The sequence below is a fragment of the Geomicrobium sp. JCM 19037 genome (genome assembly GCF_000698105.1).
In the GTDB taxonomy this organism is placed as follows: domain Bacteria; phylum Bacillota; class Bacilli; order Bacillales; family Marinococcaceae; genus Geomicrobium_A.
This window is the reverse complement of the sequence record NZ_BAWZ01000013.1, coordinates 1-17316: the sequence shown is the minus strand read 5'-3', so window position 1 is coordinate 17316 and position 17316 is coordinate 1. Positions and strand designations below refer to the sequence as shown.

Annotated in this window: 20 protein-coding genes and 3 pseudogenes; 10 read left to right on the top strand and 13 right to left on the bottom strand. The window is 43.6% G+C overall.

Annotated elements, in window-relative coordinates; genetic code table 11:
• Nucleotides 1–55: 55 nt before the first annotated feature.
• From JCM19037_RS09160 to JCM19037_RS09150, 4 genes are read right to left on the bottom strand one after another with little or no spacing between them, the layout of a single operon-like run.
• Nucleotides 56–472: an NUDIX domain-containing protein gene (locus JCM19037_RS09160; RefSeq protein WP_052363736.1), complete on the bottom strand. Its 417-nt coding sequence runs from the start codon at nt 470–472 to the stop codon at nt 56–58.
• Complete coding sequence (locus tag JCM19037_RS25695; protein ID WP_193744713.1) at nt 447–608, bottom strand: hypothetical protein; 162 nt, start codon at nt 606–608, stop codon at nt 447–449. The genes JCM19037_RS09160 and JCM19037_RS25695 overlap by 26 nt, the downstream gene beginning before the upstream one ends.
• Before the next feature lie 50 nt (nt 609–658).
• The gene (locus tag JCM19037_RS09155) at nt 659–1966 is read right to left on the bottom strand and encodes a GntP family permease (RefSeq protein ID WP_042400358.1); all 1308 of its coding nucleotides are present in this window, start codon (nt 1964–1966) and stop codon (nt 659–661) included.
• A gap of 27 nt (nt 1967–1993) precedes the next feature.
• A complete protein-coding gene (locus JCM19037_RS09150; RefSeq protein WP_042400205.1) occupies nt 1994–2737 on the bottom strand; it encodes an SDR family NAD(P)-dependent oxidoreductase in 744 nt (247 codons plus the stop codon).
• Nucleotides 2738–3384: 647 nt separating this feature from the next.
• Between JCM19037_RS09150 and JCM19037_RS09145 the strand changes: the two genes are divergently transcribed.
• The 9 genes and pseudogenes from JCM19037_RS09145 to JCM19037_RS09110 all read left to right on the top strand — a co-directional run bounded on the left by JCM19037_RS09145 (nt 3385) and on the right by JCM19037_RS09110 (nt 7759).
• Nucleotides 3385–3597 (top strand): hypothetical protein, encoded by a 213-nt coding sequence (locus tag JCM19037_RS09145; RefSeq protein ID WP_042400204.1) that lies wholly within the window; start codon nt 3385–3387, stop codon nt 3595–3597.
• A gap of 149 nt (nt 3598–3746) precedes the next feature.
• Nucleotides 3747–3941 (top strand): annotated as a pseudogene (locus JCM19037_RS29990) (MerR family transcriptional regulator); the annotation flags it as partial.
• A 48-nt stretch (nt 3942–3989) separates the two neighbouring features.
• A complete protein-coding gene (locus JCM19037_RS09140) occupies nt 3990–4496 on the top strand; it encodes a TipAS antibiotic-recognition domain-containing protein (RefSeq protein ID WP_193744712.1) in 507 nt (168 codons plus the stop codon).
• Between the two features lie 213 nt (nt 4497–4709).
• Nucleotides 4710–5072 (top strand): PepSY domain-containing protein, encoded by a 363-nt coding sequence (locus JCM19037_RS09135; protein ID WP_042400201.1) that lies wholly within the window; start codon nt 4710–4712, stop codon nt 5070–5072.
• 121 nt (nt 5073–5193) lie between these two features.
• Nucleotides 5194–5880: a response regulator transcription factor gene (locus JCM19037_RS09130; protein WP_042400198.1), complete on the top strand. Its 687-nt coding sequence runs from the start codon at nt 5194–5196 to the stop codon at nt 5878–5880.
• Nucleotides 5877–6140 carry a hypothetical protein gene (locus JCM19037_RS09125; RefSeq protein WP_042400196.1) on the top strand — a complete coding sequence of 88 codons (264 nt, stop codon included), beginning with the start codon at nt 5877–5879 and terminating at the stop codon, nt 6138–6140. The genes JCM19037_RS09130 and JCM19037_RS09125 overlap by 4 nt, the downstream gene beginning before the upstream one ends.
• A complete protein-coding gene (locus tag JCM19037_RS09120; RefSeq protein WP_042400192.1) occupies nt 6104–6343 on the top strand; it encodes a hypothetical protein in 240 nt (79 codons plus the stop codon). The genes JCM19037_RS09125 and JCM19037_RS09120 overlap by 37 nt, the downstream gene beginning before the upstream one ends.
• On the top strand, nt 6336–7232 hold the full coding sequence (locus JCM19037_RS09115; protein WP_042400189.1) for a HAMP domain-containing sensor histidine kinase: 897 nt from the start codon (nt 6336–6338) through the stop codon (nt 7230–7232). The genes JCM19037_RS09120 and JCM19037_RS09115 overlap by 8 nt, the downstream gene beginning before the upstream one ends.
• A 5-nt stretch (nt 7233–7237) precedes the next feature.
• Nucleotides 7238–7759 carry a PepSY domain-containing protein gene (locus JCM19037_RS09110; RefSeq protein WP_052363734.1) on the top strand — a complete coding sequence of 174 codons (522 nt, stop codon included), beginning with the start codon at nt 7238–7240 and terminating at the stop codon, nt 7757–7759.
• Here JCM19037_RS09110 and JCM19037_RS24180 read toward each other — a convergent pair.
• Nucleotides 7756–8034, bottom strand: a complete 279-nt coding sequence (locus tag JCM19037_RS24180; protein ID WP_081829175.1) for an alpha/beta fold hydrolase — start codon at nt 8032–8034, stop codon at nt 7756–7758. The genes JCM19037_RS09110 and JCM19037_RS24180 overlap by 4 nt on opposite strands.
• Before the next feature lie 87 nt (nt 8035–8121).
• Nucleotides 8122–8580, bottom strand: coding sequence for an alpha/beta fold hydrolase (locus JCM19037_RS24175; RefSeq protein ID WP_081829174.1), 459 nt, complete (start codon nt 8578–8580; stop codon nt 8122–8124).
• 126 nt (nt 8581–8706) lie between these two features.
• Between JCM19037_RS24175 and JCM19037_RS09100 the strand changes: the two genes are divergently transcribed.
• Nucleotides 8707–9699: a hypothetical protein gene (locus JCM19037_RS09100; protein ID WP_042400185.1), complete on the top strand. Its 993-nt coding sequence runs from the start codon at nt 8707–8709 to the stop codon at nt 9697–9699.
• Nucleotides 9700–9713: 14 nt separating this feature from the next.
• On the opposite strand, the gene JCM19037_RS09095 is transcribed toward JCM19037_RS09100, so the two are convergent.
• The 7 genes and pseudogenes from JCM19037_RS09095 to JCM19037_RS29310 form a co-directional block, all read right to left on the bottom strand.
• A complete protein-coding gene (locus JCM19037_RS09095) occupies nt 9714–11819 on the bottom strand; it encodes a Z1 domain-containing protein (RefSeq protein WP_042400183.1) in 2106 nt (701 codons plus the stop codon).
• Between the two features lie 140 nt (nt 11820–11959).
• A pseudogene (locus JCM19037_RS09090) lies at nt 11960–13428 on the bottom strand (YdiU family protein).
• A 555-nt stretch (nt 13429–13983) separates the two neighbouring features.
• Nucleotides 13984–14571, bottom strand: coding sequence for a hypothetical protein (locus JCM19037_RS09085; RefSeq protein WP_042400182.1), 588 nt, complete (start codon nt 14569–14571; stop codon nt 13984–13986).
• Between the two features lie 110 nt (nt 14572–14681).
• A pseudogene (locus tag JCM19037_RS09080) lies at nt 14682–15505 on the bottom strand (MetQ/NlpA family ABC transporter substrate-binding protein).
• A gap of 14 nt (nt 15506–15519) precedes the next feature.
• Nucleotides 15520–16182 carry a methionine ABC transporter permease gene (locus JCM19037_RS09075; protein WP_042400180.1) on the bottom strand — a complete coding sequence of 221 codons (663 nt, stop codon included), beginning with the start codon at nt 16180–16182 and terminating at the stop codon, nt 15520–15522.
• Complete coding sequence (locus JCM19037_RS09070; protein WP_052363733.1) at nt 16175–16747, bottom strand: ATP-binding cassette domain-containing protein; 573 nt, start codon at nt 16745–16747, stop codon at nt 16175–16177. The genes JCM19037_RS09075 and JCM19037_RS09070 overlap by 8 nt, the downstream gene beginning before the upstream one ends.
• On the bottom strand, nt 16740–16907 hold the full coding sequence (locus JCM19037_RS29310) for an ATP-binding cassette domain-containing protein (RefSeq protein WP_307189769.1): 168 nt from the start codon (nt 16905–16907) through the stop codon (nt 16740–16742). Before JCM19037_RS29310 ends, JCM19037_RS09070 begins: the two co-directional genes overlap by 8 nt.
• Between the last annotated feature and the right edge of the window lie 409 nt (nt 16908–17316).

Sequence of the window (17316 nt, the reverse complement as noted above, 5' to 3'; positions counted from 1 at the left end):
AGCTGTCAATTAGCGATAGTATTTTAAAATAAAAATTCATAAAAACCCTCGGTGATTATGACAATTTCACCAAGGCTTCGACAACTTTCTCATAATATTCATGCGGATGAGGCACAAATCTTCCGGATGTTGCATTTCCATCAATGAATAAGTCCACACATTGCTGTAATGAAATCCACTCGACGCCTTCCACTTCTTCTGCGTCAAACCGAATGTTATCTCTCTCGACTGGATCGAGCTGTTTTACATACACATGACAATGCTCCCGGTCGAAACGCCCGCCAGCGAGTGGGGCTTCGACGTGTAACACGCCAATTGTTGTGAGCTCGCTGAAGTCCAACTTGAGGCCAAGCTCTTCTTCAATTTCTCGCACGCCATCTTTCGGAGACTCTCCTGCTTCTAAATGGCCTGCTGCACTAATATCTAGTAACCCAGGATAATCTTCTTTACCCGGCGAGCGTTTTTGAAACAACACGTACACCACATCGTTTAGCATCGTTGTGAACCAACAATGAAACGTCTGATGCCATAAGCTTGCTCATGAATATCACGACGGGAGCAACCCCTTGGTGTTGCAACTGTTTATCAAACACATCAATGTACTCCACACTTATCCACTCCACTACATTTTCATCTATCGTACCATGTATTAATGAATTTAGTAGAGGAGGATAGCTAAACCGAGCGCAGGTATTGTAGCAAGTACAGGTCCAACAATTCCTGTAGCAAAAATATGCTTGTATGCATCTTTGTGAGTTAAGCCTGCAACAACTAAAAACGTAATGACCCCTCCGTTGTGAGGTAATGCATCAAACCCTCCTGCAGCTATAGTAGCAACACGGTGAACAATGTCAGGATCAAGGCCAAGCTGCATGAACGTTTCTGATAATGCTTCCATTGCGATCGCCAAACCACCTGATGCTGAGCCCGTAATTCCTGCAAGAATTGTAGTGGCTAAGTATAAAGAAATTAACGGACTTCCCGGCATCGTCGTTAACCATTCTGTAATAATAGCAAAGCCTGCGGACGCAGCAATGACTGCTCCAAACCCAACATCTGCACTCGTATTCACAATTGGCAACACGGTGTTTGTCGCACCTGTATTAATCGTCTTAATTTTCTGATCTAAAAGCTTCCAAAACAACACGATGCCGCTCACAACAGAGATGACTAAGGCAAATATAATCTCGACTTGAAAGATGTTTAATAGAACGAGCAATACGACCGGAGGAAGAATGGCGACGATAAAATGGGGCTCTTTATTTTTAATTGTCGCTTTTTGATCATCCTCTACCCTCTCTAAATTTTTCATGTTGCGGTATGTCTCTCCACGTTTTTCGGACTTTCTCAACGCATACCTCAAATAAATACTATTTAAAAAAATTGTAGCAATGGCAACCACAATGCCAATTAAAGGTGCCGCCATCACGGTTGTACCTAAATATTCCGTCGGAATAATGTTTGGTACAGACGGCGCTCCAGGAAGCATTGTCATCGTAAACGTTGCTGCCCCAAAAAAGAAAGCAGCAATGAACAGATGCCACGGAATATCAAGTTCTTTAAATAGTGGTTTTGCAATCGGGAGCATGGCAAAGATCACTACATGAACAGCGATGCCGCCATACGTTAATGCCGCGGAAATGGCTACGATCGCTAAAAGCACTCGCATTTTGCTGTTCTTACCAATGATTCGTAGAATACCTCTTGCCATCACCGCCGCAGCACCGCTATCTTCCATTACTTTACCGAACATAGCGGCAAACAAGAATATGAAGAAGAAGTTTTTCGTGAAATTAATAAATCCGCTCATGTACGTCTCTTGAAGTGATTCCAACAATGGCATTCCCGTTAATACAATGACAACAACACTCGCAACTGGAGCGATAACAATGATACTAAACCCTCTAAGAGCTAAAAAGATTAGTAAGCCTAGCGCTAGAAAAATCGCAAAAACTTCAAGATTCATCACGTGTCCCCGCTCCCCATTAGCCTTTTACAAATGTGGTGTAACTCCACCTGAAACAGACAAAATTTCACCAGTAATATAATCAGCCTGGTCACTAGCGAGAAAATAAGCTGCATTGGCAATATCTTCTGCTTTCCCAAACCGTTTTAATAACGTTCTCTCCCGATATTTATTGAGCATCTTCTCATCCATACGATCGAGCACACTCGTTTCTATTAATGCAGGAGCAATGCAGTTCACATTAATATACGGGCTAAATTCGATCGCTGCCGTCTTCGTAAAAGAAGCGACCGCTGCTTTGGCAGCCCCGTAATCTGCAAACATCGCTTCTCCAGCAAAGTTGATTGAGGAAATATTAACGATCTTTCCGTGCTTTCTTTCTAACATTTGGGGAACAACTTGTTGAATCGCTAACACACTCCCCTTCACATTTAAGTCAAATGTTTCTGTCCATCTTTTGTAATTCATATCGAGAATTGACTCGTCCATTTTCTTCGCACGAATACCACCTACGACATTAATCAAAATATCAATGTGACCGAAGTGTTCATAGGCCGCTTCTGTCACACGCTTCACATCATAAAGATCTAACATATTTCCCCGTATTGCCAGTATTTGATTTGCATCTTCTCCTAACGCTTCCACTGTTTGATCGAGCCGTTTCTCAGAAATATCGGTGAGTACGACGTTCACCTTTTCATCAAAGAATCGTTTCGAGATCGCCCTTCCCATTGGTCCCCCTGCTCCCGTAATTAAAGCTACCCGTTCCATTGGTAACCTCCACCTTTCTTAGTAAGCGCTTTCATTTAATTAATAAGCAATATTTGTGCCAAAAAATATTGCACAATAATACCTGTGTATCCCTCAAAATTTCTTATTTTCGAGAAAAATTCTCGTTTATGCTTCTTAAATTTAGTAATTTAACATTCTTGGCTTTATTTAGTTGCTCTATAATAGAACAAAAAGGCAAGAAAAGCCGAATGCTTTGCAAGTAGGCTGTCGTTCATTTCTGTAAAGAGCGCTCGATCTGCTTCCATAAAGTGTCTGTTTGGAAGCAGACGTCCAACGATTGGAAGCAAAATGAACTCAAAGCAGCATAAGAGGGTGATTCTGTTTCCAATCCAAGCACTTTGGAAACAAAAAACGTTTTCAGAAATATAAGCTTAATATTACATAGGTTTTTGGGAATATAAACCCCGAACCTCTGGACGGAGACAACCCATTACCTTACGGAGATTACTTTATAGAAATAGTGGATTAAACAACAAAGTATGCTGCATTCAGCCCAAAATATTGCTAGTCTCCATATGGCGTACGAATAACTATTCTAATCTATACAATAAAAAGAGATTGTAATCGTTATTAAGCGGGTAGCTGAGAGAGTAATAGACTCAGTTACCGCTTAAGGAGATATTAGAATGAGTGACGATAACCATTTAACGACTAAAGATCCGTACTCATGGGTTACGAAAATTCGTATTGCTCTTTTTACTATAGGTGTGATCGTTTTGATCCTCTTTTCATTCGAAATCATACCTGGAAGCTTAGCAGTAACCATAGTTGCTATCATGCTCTCGGTTATTATCGTTACGTTTATTATTACGGCAATTCACAAAAAATCTTCATCATGAAGACTTTTTAGTAGACCGATTTACTGCGAACAGAACATTATTCAGTCCACGGCCAAAATAAGAATTTACTTTTTGAAGAAAGAAATACACTCTCTCTTGCGCTTTCCGTTACGGAAGCGGTTACGCTTTAGTTAAGGAGGCGATACGTCATGTATTCCATTCGAGAATTCAGCAAAAGAACAGGAGTGTCGGCGAGAACGTTGCGTTTTTATGAGGAATGGGAAGTGTGACTTCCTGAGAAGCGAAATGCTAGCGGCCATCGGGTTTATGGCTTACAACAACTAGCCGAGCTTCAACAGATTCAATCGTTAAAATTTGTTGGGTACTCTCTTCAAGAAATTAAACGGTATTTGCATGCTGGGAATCAATCAATAGAAGCTTGGCTTACGTCGTTGCCAACGCAAAAGCAAATGTTACTCGAAAAACGAAGCGAGATTGACCGAGCCGTTTCTGCTGTTGAACACGTGCATTCACTTTTAGGCGAAGGAACCGAAGTCACGTGGACGATGGTCAGTGCGTTACTTCAAGAGATGGAGCACGAAGAAGAGCGGCTGGAATGGATGAGGGAGTACTTGTCTGAGGAGGTTGTGACTACATACACTGCCATGACTGAACAAGAGCGTGCACATGTAAACCGTGAATTGCTACTCATCCTGTCTGATGTGAAACAATTAATGAAAGACAAGGTGGCGCCTGAATCTAAGCGAGCACAACAAATCCCGATCCGATTGACTGAGCTGATGATGCAGCCTGTGCCGAAAGAGGAATGGGAAGCGTATGCGGACGAGCTAGAGCGCGTGCTAGCGTCGGATGAGGCGGATGATTTTCGTTTCCCGAGCTTTTGGTCCCCTGAAGAAGAGCGGTATGTTGAGAAGATCACAAAAGCCTTGGAGCAATAAAACGCTCCAAAACAGTAGACAGCTATTGTTTCCATCGAGCCAGGCGCGAAATGAAAAAACATACGTGCCTGGCTTTTTCACATGCTACTCCCGCCTCTTTACTATATAATTTTCACTGCGAAATTTTCTCATCAAATTCTAATGTTTCTCTCATCCTTCTATTATTTTTGTTGGCTAAGATGAACCTATACAAAATCTTAGGAGGAATAAAAAATGAAAAAACTACTCATTGCAACAAGCTGTGTCGGTGCTCTAACAATTTCGGCAGTCGGAATGTCTCTGTATTCAGCAAATGCAGACACACCGACCTCTACGACAACGACAAGTGAACCGACGAACGTTGAAGTTGAAGAACAACCACAGAATTCTTTAAGTGATGATCTGTTCTTGCATTCTGACTATATTGAAGTGCGCGAGGCGATTGACATTGCGATGAATGAAGTGGATGGCGTTGTTGAGGAAGTAACGCTTGAGCGTGACCGCGGTGGTTTAGAATATGAAATCGAACTTTCTCACGATACAGACGTAACGATTAATGCCCAAACCGGTGAGATCATCGATATTGAATATGATTGATGTTCGTCTAGAGCCTAATCGGATATAATGACTTAAAAGGAGAGCTCATTCACTCACATTTATCTTAGAAGATAAGTGTGAGTGATTTTGAACTTTCGCTCAGTGGTAGGAGGATACCGAGATGAACATTCTAGTCATTGAAGATGAAAAACGATTAGCAAGGCTCTTAACACTAGAACTGATGCACGAAGGTTACGAGGCAGAAGCTATATATGACGGGGAATCTGGGCTGGACATGGCGATAAATGGTAAATGGGATCTTATCTTACTTGATGTGATGTTGCCGGGTTTAAGTGGCTTAGAAGTATTACGTCGATACCGTCGTCTTAACTCGACGACGCCGATCATCATGCTCACAGCTAGAAATGAAGTACCCGATCGAGTGAGCGGCTTAGATCTTGGTGCCAACGATTATCTTTCGAAACCATTTGAAACGGAAGAACTGCTCGCCCGCATTCGCGTTCAATTACGAAGCCAACCAACTTCTGAGGAACAAAAGGAGAACGCTGTGCTTGAGTTTGAGGGCCTTCGGCTCGATCCAAGAACCCGTGAGGTGTACCGCGAAGACACTCATATTGAACTTACCCGCAGAGAGTTTGATCTGCTCCAATACTTACTCGCAAATCAAGGGCAAGTATTAGAGAGGGAACAACTCATTCAAACCGTATGGGGGTATGATTATTATGGAGATACGAATGTTGTGGACGTCTACATTCGGTATTTACGCAAAAAAATAGATGCCGATCACTCACCATTAATTCATACGGTTCGAGGCATCGGCTATGTCTTGAAAAAGGCTTCCGTATGAAATTAAGAACGAAGTTACAAGTTGCAGCAGCGATTACACTTGTACTTTTTGTCGCCTTGACGAATACGATCGTTTATCACGTATATGAGACAATTAGTGCTGAATCTGAATTGGAGCGCGTTCAAGGTCAATCCGAATCCATTGCTGAGCTTGTAAGCTCGGCGATTGAGAATGATCTTCCCGTCCAACAAATACTCAGTGAAACGTACGTGCCAAATGATGGATGGTACGAATTATTAATCAGAACGATGAAACCGTAACGACCATCACGCGTGAGCAACGCTTTCTCCAGTTTCCAACTCGTTACACAAACCAATACGAAGCAAATACACAAATGACGGATGAAGACGAGCGCTTCGCATTTGTATACACACCGATTGTTTGGGAAGATGGCACGATCGTGACGCTTGAAGTTTCAGAGCGTCTCGTCGGCATGGAAGAAAATATGGCGTTACTTGGCTGATTTTAATTGTCGCCTCATTGCTTGCCTAATCCCTGCCATCCTTGGCGGTTGGTTGCTTGGCGCGATCATTCTCCGCCCGATTCATTCATTAATTCATCGGATGAACTCAATTCAGGAAAAAGGAAGTTTGCAAACCATTGATGAAGAGCGCAGACGACGTGATGAACTCCAACAATTGATTGACGGGTTTAATGCAATGATTGAACGTTTGCGTGTGCAATTTGAGAAGCAAGATCAATTCGTCTCAGACGCTTCTCATGAACTCCGCACTCCGCTAACGATTATTGATGGTTATGCCTCTATGCTAAAACGTTGGGGGAAAACAAAACCAGATATGCTCGATGAGGCGATTGAAGCGATTACTTCAGAAAGTACAAGAATGAAACAATTGGCTGAACAGTTATTGTTACTCGTAAAAGATGAAGAGCATCTCACGGTGAATAAAGCGGACATTAACGTAGTAACGGTCGTGCAACACTCGGTTCTGGCGATGGAAGTAGCGACAGAACGTGATGTTCGCTTTACGTCCAGCGACGAGTTACTGATCGCGAATGCCGACGAACAAATGCTGCAACAACTCACTTATATTCTTTTAGATAATGCTTTTAAATATAGTGAAGATCACGTTGATGTTCGAGTAGTCAAGGCAGAGAAAAACGTCGAACTCACTGTAACGGATTACGGTAACGGCATTACCCCATCTGAACAAACGAAGATCTTTGATCGTTTTTATCGAATTGAAAAGTCACGCTCACGAGCAGGCGGCGGAAGCGGGCTCGGTTTGGCGATCGCTTCAAAACTCGTCTCATTGCATAACGGTACGATTGGAGTGGATAGCATCCCCCGTGAACAGACGACATTTACAGTTACTCTCCCAATGAAAGGATGAGCGGCGTGAAGAAACTATTGATCATTACAAGTTGTTTGGCAGTCATTGCTGGAAGTGCAACCTTGATTTCACTTTTCACCGCAAACGCAAACAACACGATACTCGACGAGCAAGAAATTTCGAGAACGATCGAATCAATGTATCCTGGCACTGTACAATCAATTGAACTCACTCACGAAAACAATGACCCGCGTTATGAAGTTGAGATTGAGAACCGTCATGGCACTTACGATGCGGTTGTTGATGCCACAAGCGGTGATATGCTTCACTTAGAGCAATCCGAAGCAATAGAGCTTGAATCCCCTAACGATCAGGAAACCGAAAAGAATGAAGATGTATTAATTAGCCCCGAACGAGCTGAAGAAATTGCTCTAGCTGAAGTGGAAGACGGGTATGTAGATGACCTCGAGCTCGAACGAGAAGATGGGCGTGTGTATTATGAAATCGAATTAGAAACGAGCCAAGGAGAAGTCGACATGGAAATTGATGCCTACACCGGTGAGATTGTGATTATGAGCTTTGATTAGATCGTTTGCTCAAGAAATTGCTGGAATGCCCCTTCTTCTTCAATGAATGGAAAGTGACCACTTTTTTCAAAGGTAGTCAACTGAGCGTTAGCAAGCATATGTGAAGCTTCTTTCGTATGACGGTGTGGGCATTGCGTATCATACCTACCTGAAAATAAATACGCTGGCACTTTAACCGTTGGAAGCGCTGGACGAATATCAAACTTCTTTACAGTTTCGATAAAATATTGAAGCCTTTCATGGTGGATTCCACCATCTTTCGGACGTGCCATCATCGTATGGTACGTTTCTTTATTGTAGAGAGAAAACTCTGTCCACGTTTTTTGAAGGGCTTGCCTCTCTTCTATATCCGTTGCTGTTTTTTACTTCTCCATGATTTCCTTAATCGTACTTGCACGAGGGTTACGTGTGCTATAAATGCTATCTTCATCATCTAAATAAGCAAACGACGGGGTAAGACCTCCGGCGATAATCTTTGTGAGGCTGGATGGTTTTTCTACTGCATATTGGAGCGCAAGCATGCCACCAGCAGACGTGCCCGCAAAAGCCCAAGCCGAGTATCCAAGTGAAGTTCGAATCGCTTCAAGATCTTGAATGGCCGTCTCCATGCTATACTCTTCCCGATCGTTAATTGACGGTGATTCGTGACACCCACGCAGGTTAATGAGAATAACTCGATAATGTTCGCATAATTTTTGGGTAAAGAAATCTCCATTCCCTCGAAACGATTGATAGAGGTGAGTAACGGCGATCGGCTGCCCCTTTCCCTCTGTAAACACTTCAAACGTCCCCCGAGTTGTTTGTATTCGACTTCTTTTCATTTTGATCTCCTCACCTACCCTTTAAGTACATAAAACATATCACCAAGAACAAGAGGTGTCCACGTTTCACCCCCTACATGTTAGGGAATATCTACCAAAGAAGCTTCTTAAGGAGGCGTTCATTGGATGAGAAAAAGGCTGACGTTTGTCTTTCCAATCGTACCATTTCTCATGATGGCTGCTTGTTCTGACGAAACGAACGAACCAATCCAGAATGAAGAAGCCGTTGATATTGAGCCTGAACGAGAACAACAAGAAGATTTGGAAAATGAAGATACTGAAGCAGAAGAAACTGAAATAGAGGAAGCTGATCATTCAGAATCCGAACGAGAAGACGGACCGATTCACGATGAAATGTTCGTTGATGCTCCTTTTCTTCTTCACACAGATGTAAATTTTCTAGATAATGTTTCTAATGAAGTTATGATGGTAGACATTGAGCGTACAGAGGAAGAGATTGCTCGAGCGGATCAATTTTTACTGTCATTACAACAAAGTGACACGACTCAAAATGACATATTTTCGGCAATTGATGAAACGAGTATGGATGAAGGAAATGCTTTGTTATACTTCTCGTTTGATGGTCCCATGAGTATGGCTTCTACCGAAAGTGCCATCTTTTTAGATAAGTTGCACTATACAGCGGATATGTATGGCATCGAGACGTTGTTCTTTTTTGAGGACGGAGAACCTGGGGCGATGTTTGGGGAACTTGCAGAAATGGAAGCAGAAGACGTTGAAGTCACTCCGAATCGAGGGTATTACGTCTACGAACAAGACGGTGATTCAACATTTGCACGCATTGCCGATATCGAAGACATTGATGAGAATCAAGACTTCAATGAGACACTCGAAGCGATGCAGACCGTCACGGCTCACGAGGAACATTTCCAGCCAGGCATTTCAAACCTCGTTACAATCCATGACGCTTGGACGGACGATGAAGGCACCGCTCAAGTCCATTACGCGGTGACCGATGCTGAAAGCTGGAACGACGAAGATGAGAATGTATTTTTCAAAGCATTACAGCTCACCGCTCTGGATTTCGGGGCTGAGCGATTACGGTTGGTCGATGAAGAAAACGAAGAAATTATCGACTACCGACTGTTGGAAGAGTAGAAGCGAGAGATCCTTTAAGGTCTCTCGCTTTCTTTCGTTTTTTTGGCAAATACGGCTGTTTGACTGTTTAGCGGAGCGACGATGATTGGCCACCAAAATGGTGTGCCCATCCAACCATGTTGTTTCTCTCCGTTTTGTCGCAATAGTATAATGGCAGGTTCTGTTTGCGCCAAACGCTTTGCTGTACCAAGTTCACTGTTGTGACCACTCGGAGTGTCTGGCGCATCTTCAACATTTCCTTCTGAATCAAAACGCCGTATGTTCCTGTTTTTCCGTACAATTACCCATACGTGACCAGTGCTCATGTGCCGAAGTAATGCCTTTTGTTCATCTGGGTCCCAGGAAAATCCTGGCTGCATATGAATCGTGTGTCCAATTTCGTCGATAAGCTTCTCGACAATGTTGATGGGAAGACGCTCGGGTTGCTGTACGTGCACGAGCTGTTGATCGAGCCAGTCGATTGATTTTTTCAGATGGGTTTTATAGCCTGTCTGAAACCCAACAGGCAAAAAGCGCTTATGAGGTTTGATGACATTTAAATCAGACAACAGCAATTTATTCGGGCTGCATGGAATAATTTTGTTTTCGTCATCTTTTTGGATGAATATAACTTGCTGATCGTCTCCTCCTGATTCGATCGACACACGCAGTGCTTGATCAAATTCATGCACTCGTTTCATCATTTCGTAAATGTTTCTCGACGTATAAAACCTCGTCACGGATACGTCTTCAGGATCTCTCGCTCCGTAAAGCCTTGAATGTTGAAGAACGGTATCTTGTTGGTAACGGTTCGGATTTCTTCCATAATAAAAGCCAATCAGTTGATTAATCGTGACGCCTCGGTCAAGAATTTGACCGCCGATAAAGATGTTCATTGGGGATGAAAGACGAAGCTGTCCGGTGTGGTCAAGTAATAAAGATACGTCTTGTTCCGAATTCACAACCGAGGTGAGTACATACTCGTCTTGCAAAGCTTTCTGTACATCTGTGATCACCGTTTGTAAACTAGGAATGTCGCCAATGAGCGTTTCTTTCACATTTTCAAATGATGCTTGGACAAGTTCTTGCCACTTGCGTGGCTCCTCATCGATGAGTTTGTGCAGCTGATTCTCAATATGTTGGACAATGGTTGCTTGCCAAACATGCGCCGCCTTGCCTCGTTCTGTGTGCATCATAAACGCATATTTCTGTGGCTTTTCGCCTTTGTTTTTCTGTTGAATTCTACGTATCGTTGCCCCGACTAAAAAATGGAGAAAGGCTTGCCGAAGTCCGGCCACATTTCGACTCGTAAGCAATGTTTCTTTTTTAACCCTTCGCAGGTCTTGTTTTTTCAGTGTCGTAAGTTCTGCTTCTTGAATCTCTTGGAAGTAACGATCAGCATGTTCACTTTCAAAAAATGTTTCTCCGCCTACGTATTGTTTGAACGTAGGGACGAGTTCGGTGAACGCGGGTCGTACCGGGGCAAAAACTTTATGGTCATGGATTTTTCGTTCATCCGGTTGTAAATATAATGAATACGGTGTCGCGGTCACTTGGAGATACGCAGACACCGGGCACTTCTTTCGCAATTGATCAATCTTTAGAGAGATGACTCGCACATCGGTCACATTTTTGCGCTCATCCCGCTCATACGAGACACTGGCAAGATCTGCCTCGTCGTCTACAAACAACACATTCCGCTCTGAAAGACTCGGATAAGTAGTGAACATCGCCTCTTGAATGCGATCCATATTCTTCGTTTCTTTCTTTACGATAAAAATGAGTTTTTTAGAGAGGTCGTAGTTTCGAAGGTTCGGTGGCATGCGCATAATATCAAACACCCGTACCTGATCTCTTTCAATTAGATGTGCGTACTCTTTAGACAACCGTTCATACGTTTGCTTGGCAAGCGCATTGGACGCTTTTGTAAAGATTATAGCCACGTCCATCCCTTGATCAAAGCTCCGACCGATTACACCGATAAATGCCCTCGTTTTACCTGATTGGATTTTCCCGAGCAACATTCCTGGTCGTTGATGAGACGTGCTCTCTTTCATAAGTTTGTCACTCGTTCTTTCAATTACTTTCTGAAGATCTTCGCTATATTCGTTCGTACGTTTTAAGTATTCATAAATTGTCATCGGGCACGGCTCCTGGTCGTTAGATTCCTCCGGTAGCATAACATAAGAACACGTGTTTGGCTATGCGCATATACGGTATGTGAAATTATCAGAATGAGAAACACGTGCCCCCTCGTTACTGGAGGAGGCCGTTTCACTACTTACGTTCCGCAATACGTTTGATACGGCGCTTTCGTATCCGCAGGAGGTGCACTATATTCATGTTGTTCTGTCGTGTAGGCAAACGGGGTTCGTAGCTGGGAGACGAGTTTTTCTGCAACGGAGAAATCATTGTGTGTAACGGCAGCTGCAATCGCTTCCTCAACTCGATGATTTCTTGGAATGATCGCCGGGTTGTGTGTTTTCATTCTCTCCTGTACTTGGTCTTTTGAATCTCCTTGACGAGCGAGCCTCTCCTGCCACGACCGGTACCAATCATCAAACTCACTGAGCCATATAACCCTGTCTCTTCAAGTCTTCCAAGCGTTAGATTTCGAAATGTGTTCGTGAAATCTGTTGATCGTTTTTGCATCATTTCTAGCAGATGACCGATAATTTGTCCGTCTTCTGGCTCCTCGTCACGAAGACCGATCTTCCCTCTCATCCCTTTGAGCATGTGGGCATGATACGCGTGTTGGAACTCATGGATGGCATCTGTCGCTAGCTCAACAGCTTCGTTTTCATCATCATGGAGGAGTGGCACGAGCGTCTCCGCAAATCGCGCTAAATTCCAATTGGCAATGTACGGTTGATTGCTATACCGGTATCTTCCCCCCGTATCAATGGAACTAAATGACGTTTCAGGATCATACACATCCATAAAAGCACAAGGACCATAATCAATCGTTTCCCCGCTGATCGTCATGTTGTCTGTATTCATGACCCCATGAATAAAACCAACCTGTTGCCACTTCGCAATCAGTGCCGCTTGGTTTTGAACGACGTGATCTAAAAGATACAAGTATTCGTTATTCTGGTCTTTCGCTTCAGGAACATGTCGTTCAATTGCATAATCAGCCAGCTGTTGAAGAAGCTCGTGATCTTTTAACCCGCGCGCATATTCAAACGTGCCAACACGCAAATGGCTCGCTGCAATCCGCGTAAGTACGGCTCCTTGCAGCTCGGTCTCCCGGTACACAGGTTCACCCGTTGTGACGACAGCCAAACTTCTCGTTGTCGGTATGCCGAGTCCGTGCATCGCCTCACTTATCATGTACTCACGAAGCATCGGACCCGTTGCTGCAAGGCCGTCTCCCCCTCGTGAATATGAAGTTCGTCCAGACCCTTTTAACTGCACATCGAAGCGTCTACCGTCTGGAGTCATCTGCTCCCCAATCAGCATCGCCCGGCCATCACCAAGCATTGTGAAATTCCCAAATTGATGCCCAGCATACGCTTGTGCAATGAGTGCAGCACCGCTTGGCTGTTCACTCCCTGATAAAACACGGGCGCCTTCGTCACTATTAAGTTCATCAACATCTAGCCCGAGCTCTTTTGCTAACGTTCGATTAAACAGCTGAATTTCCGGTTGGCTCACTTGACGTGTTCGTAAGTGTTCGAAGAACACACTTGGTAACGATGTGTACGTATTGTCGAAGTTCCAACCCCCAGCTACTCGAGTCTCCACCATGAGATTCTCCTTTCCATTCTTAACGTCATCCTAACATATCGGACCGTCGCCTTTGAAGAAGAGCCCGTCGATGGATACAGACGACTGTAAATATAAAGTGTTGAAGTTTCGTTTCCACCGTCTTGCATAGACACGGAACCAGGTGACGTTCTATGCCTTCCTACAACATGACCTCTGAAACGTAAGTTAAGAAAGATCGGGGCTATACACAGTTGTTTGTATTCTTTATCGATATGGGTTGAATATACCGTCAACATTATTAATGTGAGTCTTCTTATTGATGATGAAATCCACGGAATATCTACTTCCAAAAACCATCTATTGGAAACAGATTCACTCATACGTGGCCACTTTCGCATCGCTTTGGTTCCAATCGATGGACATCTCGTTCCAAACAACCATTTATGAAAGTGGATCTAGCGCTTTAAGAAATAACCGTCTATTTCCAAAGCTTTGTTCACATTCTTGCTCACAAAAGCAACATCCATAGCCCGATATGATTTCTTGGTCCACTAACGAGCGAATGGCGCCCGCTCAGGCACCATTCTGTTCATTCTATGACTCAATGAAAGACGCTGTAAAGTCTAATGCATCAACTTCTGTTAACGTTTCAGTCAACACGTAATGCAATACATAATCGTAGTCACCGACTTCAAATGAATGAACAACATATGGATCTCCACCTTCTTGTTCATTTTCTTCAATGAACACGGTTGTTCCGGCAATCTCCTCTTCGAAAGCATCGTTACCTTCAGCAGCAATTTCAGGACCGACTTCTACGCGTATATCTGGTGTCGTATCATACACACCGTATAAATACTGAACACCACTCGTGTCTTCTAACTCTTCAATTTCTTCATCACTATACGACTCTCCATCCACCGTCTCTGAATAGCCTGCTTCGACAACCCCTCTTCCTTCGGCAGAAGAAATGTAGGCAACGTCTAGCTGATCAGATTCTGGGAATGACACATTCATTTCCAGTATGTTCTGAATATGGCTGTTTGCATCAGCAACCGAATCATACATTTCTGGATTTTCGAGATCTACATCTGGTTCTAATTCTTCATCATCAGCGACTGGCGCACAAGCCGCGAGCAGTAAGCTACTTCCAATTCCAGCAATCCCTACGTGTAACCGCATCTCCATCTCCACCATTCCAACAAGGTTTGTTCTTCTATACCCGCTTCTGGTGGTGGTTAACCGTTGAGCTCATCCACGATGGCTCAACGGTTCATCGGATTTTTAATGATTTAAAATGCGGGAATCGCCGTTTCTGAGTAATTATCTTCTAGAAACTGTCGTACTTCATCGCTCATCATTGCTTCTTTTAGTTTTTGGATCGGTTCGGAATCCGCATTGTCTTCTCTAGCTACAAGCGTAATGGCAAATTCATTTTCTGTACCTTCTGTAATGAGACCATCCGCTGCAGGAGTGAGGCCTAGAGGCTCTGCATATGCAGGCGTCATAACGACGGCGTCCGCATCGTCGTACATTCTTGCTAGCATTAACAAATCAACTTCTTCAAAATTATAATCATTAGGATTTTCAGCAATGTGCGTTTGTGTATAGTATCGTTCATCTGTATCTTCTAGTTCAATGACCCCGTGTTGCTCGAGCAACTGTAAAGAGCGATCAATGTTTGAAATGTCATTGGCGATCGCAATCGTTGCCCCTTCAGGAATATCTTCCATCTGTTCATATTCCTCTGCGTATACACCATAATTAGCAAAATAGATCGATTCTATTGGTGTAAGTTCACCATCGTTGTTAAGATTGTATTCCTCCATAAACGGCACATGTTGGAAAAAATTCGCATCCACTTCTTCATTATGAAGGGCATCGTTAGGCTGGACGTTATCGCCAAGCACGACGATATCAAGGTTTATCCGTCCTCTTCAAGCTGGGACTGGGCTAATTCTAAAATCTCCGTCATCGGTGGAATGAGCGTTGCAACTTCTAATGTAATTTCCTCAACTTCTCCCTCTTGCGATTCGGTCGTTTCTTCTTCCTCAGCTGTCCCACATGCAGATAGAACAAGCACAAGTACGGAAAGTAAAGGTAGCAGCTTTCTCATGATGTTTTCTCTCCTTATCGTTTATCTATTTTTCTTGCTACGTATGTTCCTGTAAATTGAATGCTCTGTACAAGGATGACCATAATGACAATCATGTAAAGCATAAGATCGGTTTGGAATTGTTGATACCCATAGCGAATGGCAAAATCACCAACGCCCCCTCCACCAACGACACCCATAATTGTGGAGTAGGAGATAAAACTAATGGTAGACGTCGTTAAACCGAGTACCAGGCCAGAACGTGCTTCAACGAACAAAAAGCGGAATACAACTTCTTTTACAGAAGCGCCCATCGCCAATGCCGCATCAATGACCCCTTTAGGAATATCTAATAAAGATTGTTCAACGAGCCTTGAGTAGTGAGCAAATGCGATGATTGAGAGCGGAACCGTTGCCGCTGCCGTCCCTATTGCTGTACCCATAATCAACCTAGTAAAAGGAATTAAAAAAACGACGAGTAATAAAAACGGAAACGAACGGATCACATTGACGATGAGGTTAAGTATAGAAAAAATCCATCGGTTTTCTAATAGCTGTCCTTTGCGACACAAATAGAGAAGTGTGCCGACCGGAAGCCCTACAAGTACCGCGGCTAAAATTGAAGCCCCAACCATAATAAACGTTTCCCCAATCGCCTGCCAGATCTCTCCTTGATACCGAAGAATAATTTCAGGCATCGTCTGTCAGCTCCTCTACGAAACGTTCAGGACTTCGGTCACTCGCTTGAATGCCTGTCTTGACGATCGGTATTGTTTTATAAATCGCCCCTTCGGACATGACAGAAACACGGTCACAAACGCTTTTTATGACATCCATCTCATGACTAACAATGACGACCGTCACCCCGAGAGTTTGGTTTATATTTTCCAAAACCCCGAGAATTTCTTTTGTCGTATGGGGATCTAACGACGATGTCGGTTCATCACAAAGCAACACATCTGGTTGATTTGCGAGTGCTCTTGCAATCGCCACCCGCTGTTTTTGTCCGCCGCTTAGTTGTGCAGGATACTTTTCACGTTGCTCCGTTAGGCCAACAAAAGCGAGACATTCTTCCACTCTCGACCGCTCGGCCTCCTTTGAAACCCGAGCCAATTTTAAGGCAATGGCGACATTTTCATAAACGGATTTATTGGCGACGAGATTGAAATGCTGAAAAATCATACCAATCCCTTTTCGAGACGCGCGCAACTTGCGTTTTGACAGCTCGGTTAAATCTTCATCGTTGACAAAGACCTTACTCATCGGGAATTTCCAATTGATTCATAAGCCGCAGGACTGTAGATTTCCCCGCACCACTCGCTCCAATTATCCCGTATACTTCTCCTCGATCAATTGATACATTCACGCGGCTAACTGCTGTGAACGTTCCATAGCTTTTTGATACATTTTCTAATCGAATCACAAAAAATTCACTCCATCTACTCTAGGGTGAATGCAACTTTTCTATTATAGTATATGTTTTCTCTCATGTCATTTGTCTGATAGACCCGTCAGGAAATCTTACAGACACAACCCCTCATAATCATGTTCGACGCTCGTTTGCGTTTGAATTCATTCTAATAGGTAAGCGATATCATCAACAACAGAGCTCGTCTGAAAGTAAGGAGAACCGCTGGCTTCCCTCTGTTGATTGGTTCTATATAGGATGAACTTAACATTTTCCTAATTACCAGTTTGTTGTTGCTTTCCACTTCAGGCGGATGCTTGCACTCCAGAGCATAAGGGCAACATCGGCGGCCAAAAGACAGCCACCGTGTTTTCTTTACACTCCAGAGCATAAGGCAACATCGGCGGCCAAAAGACAGCCACCG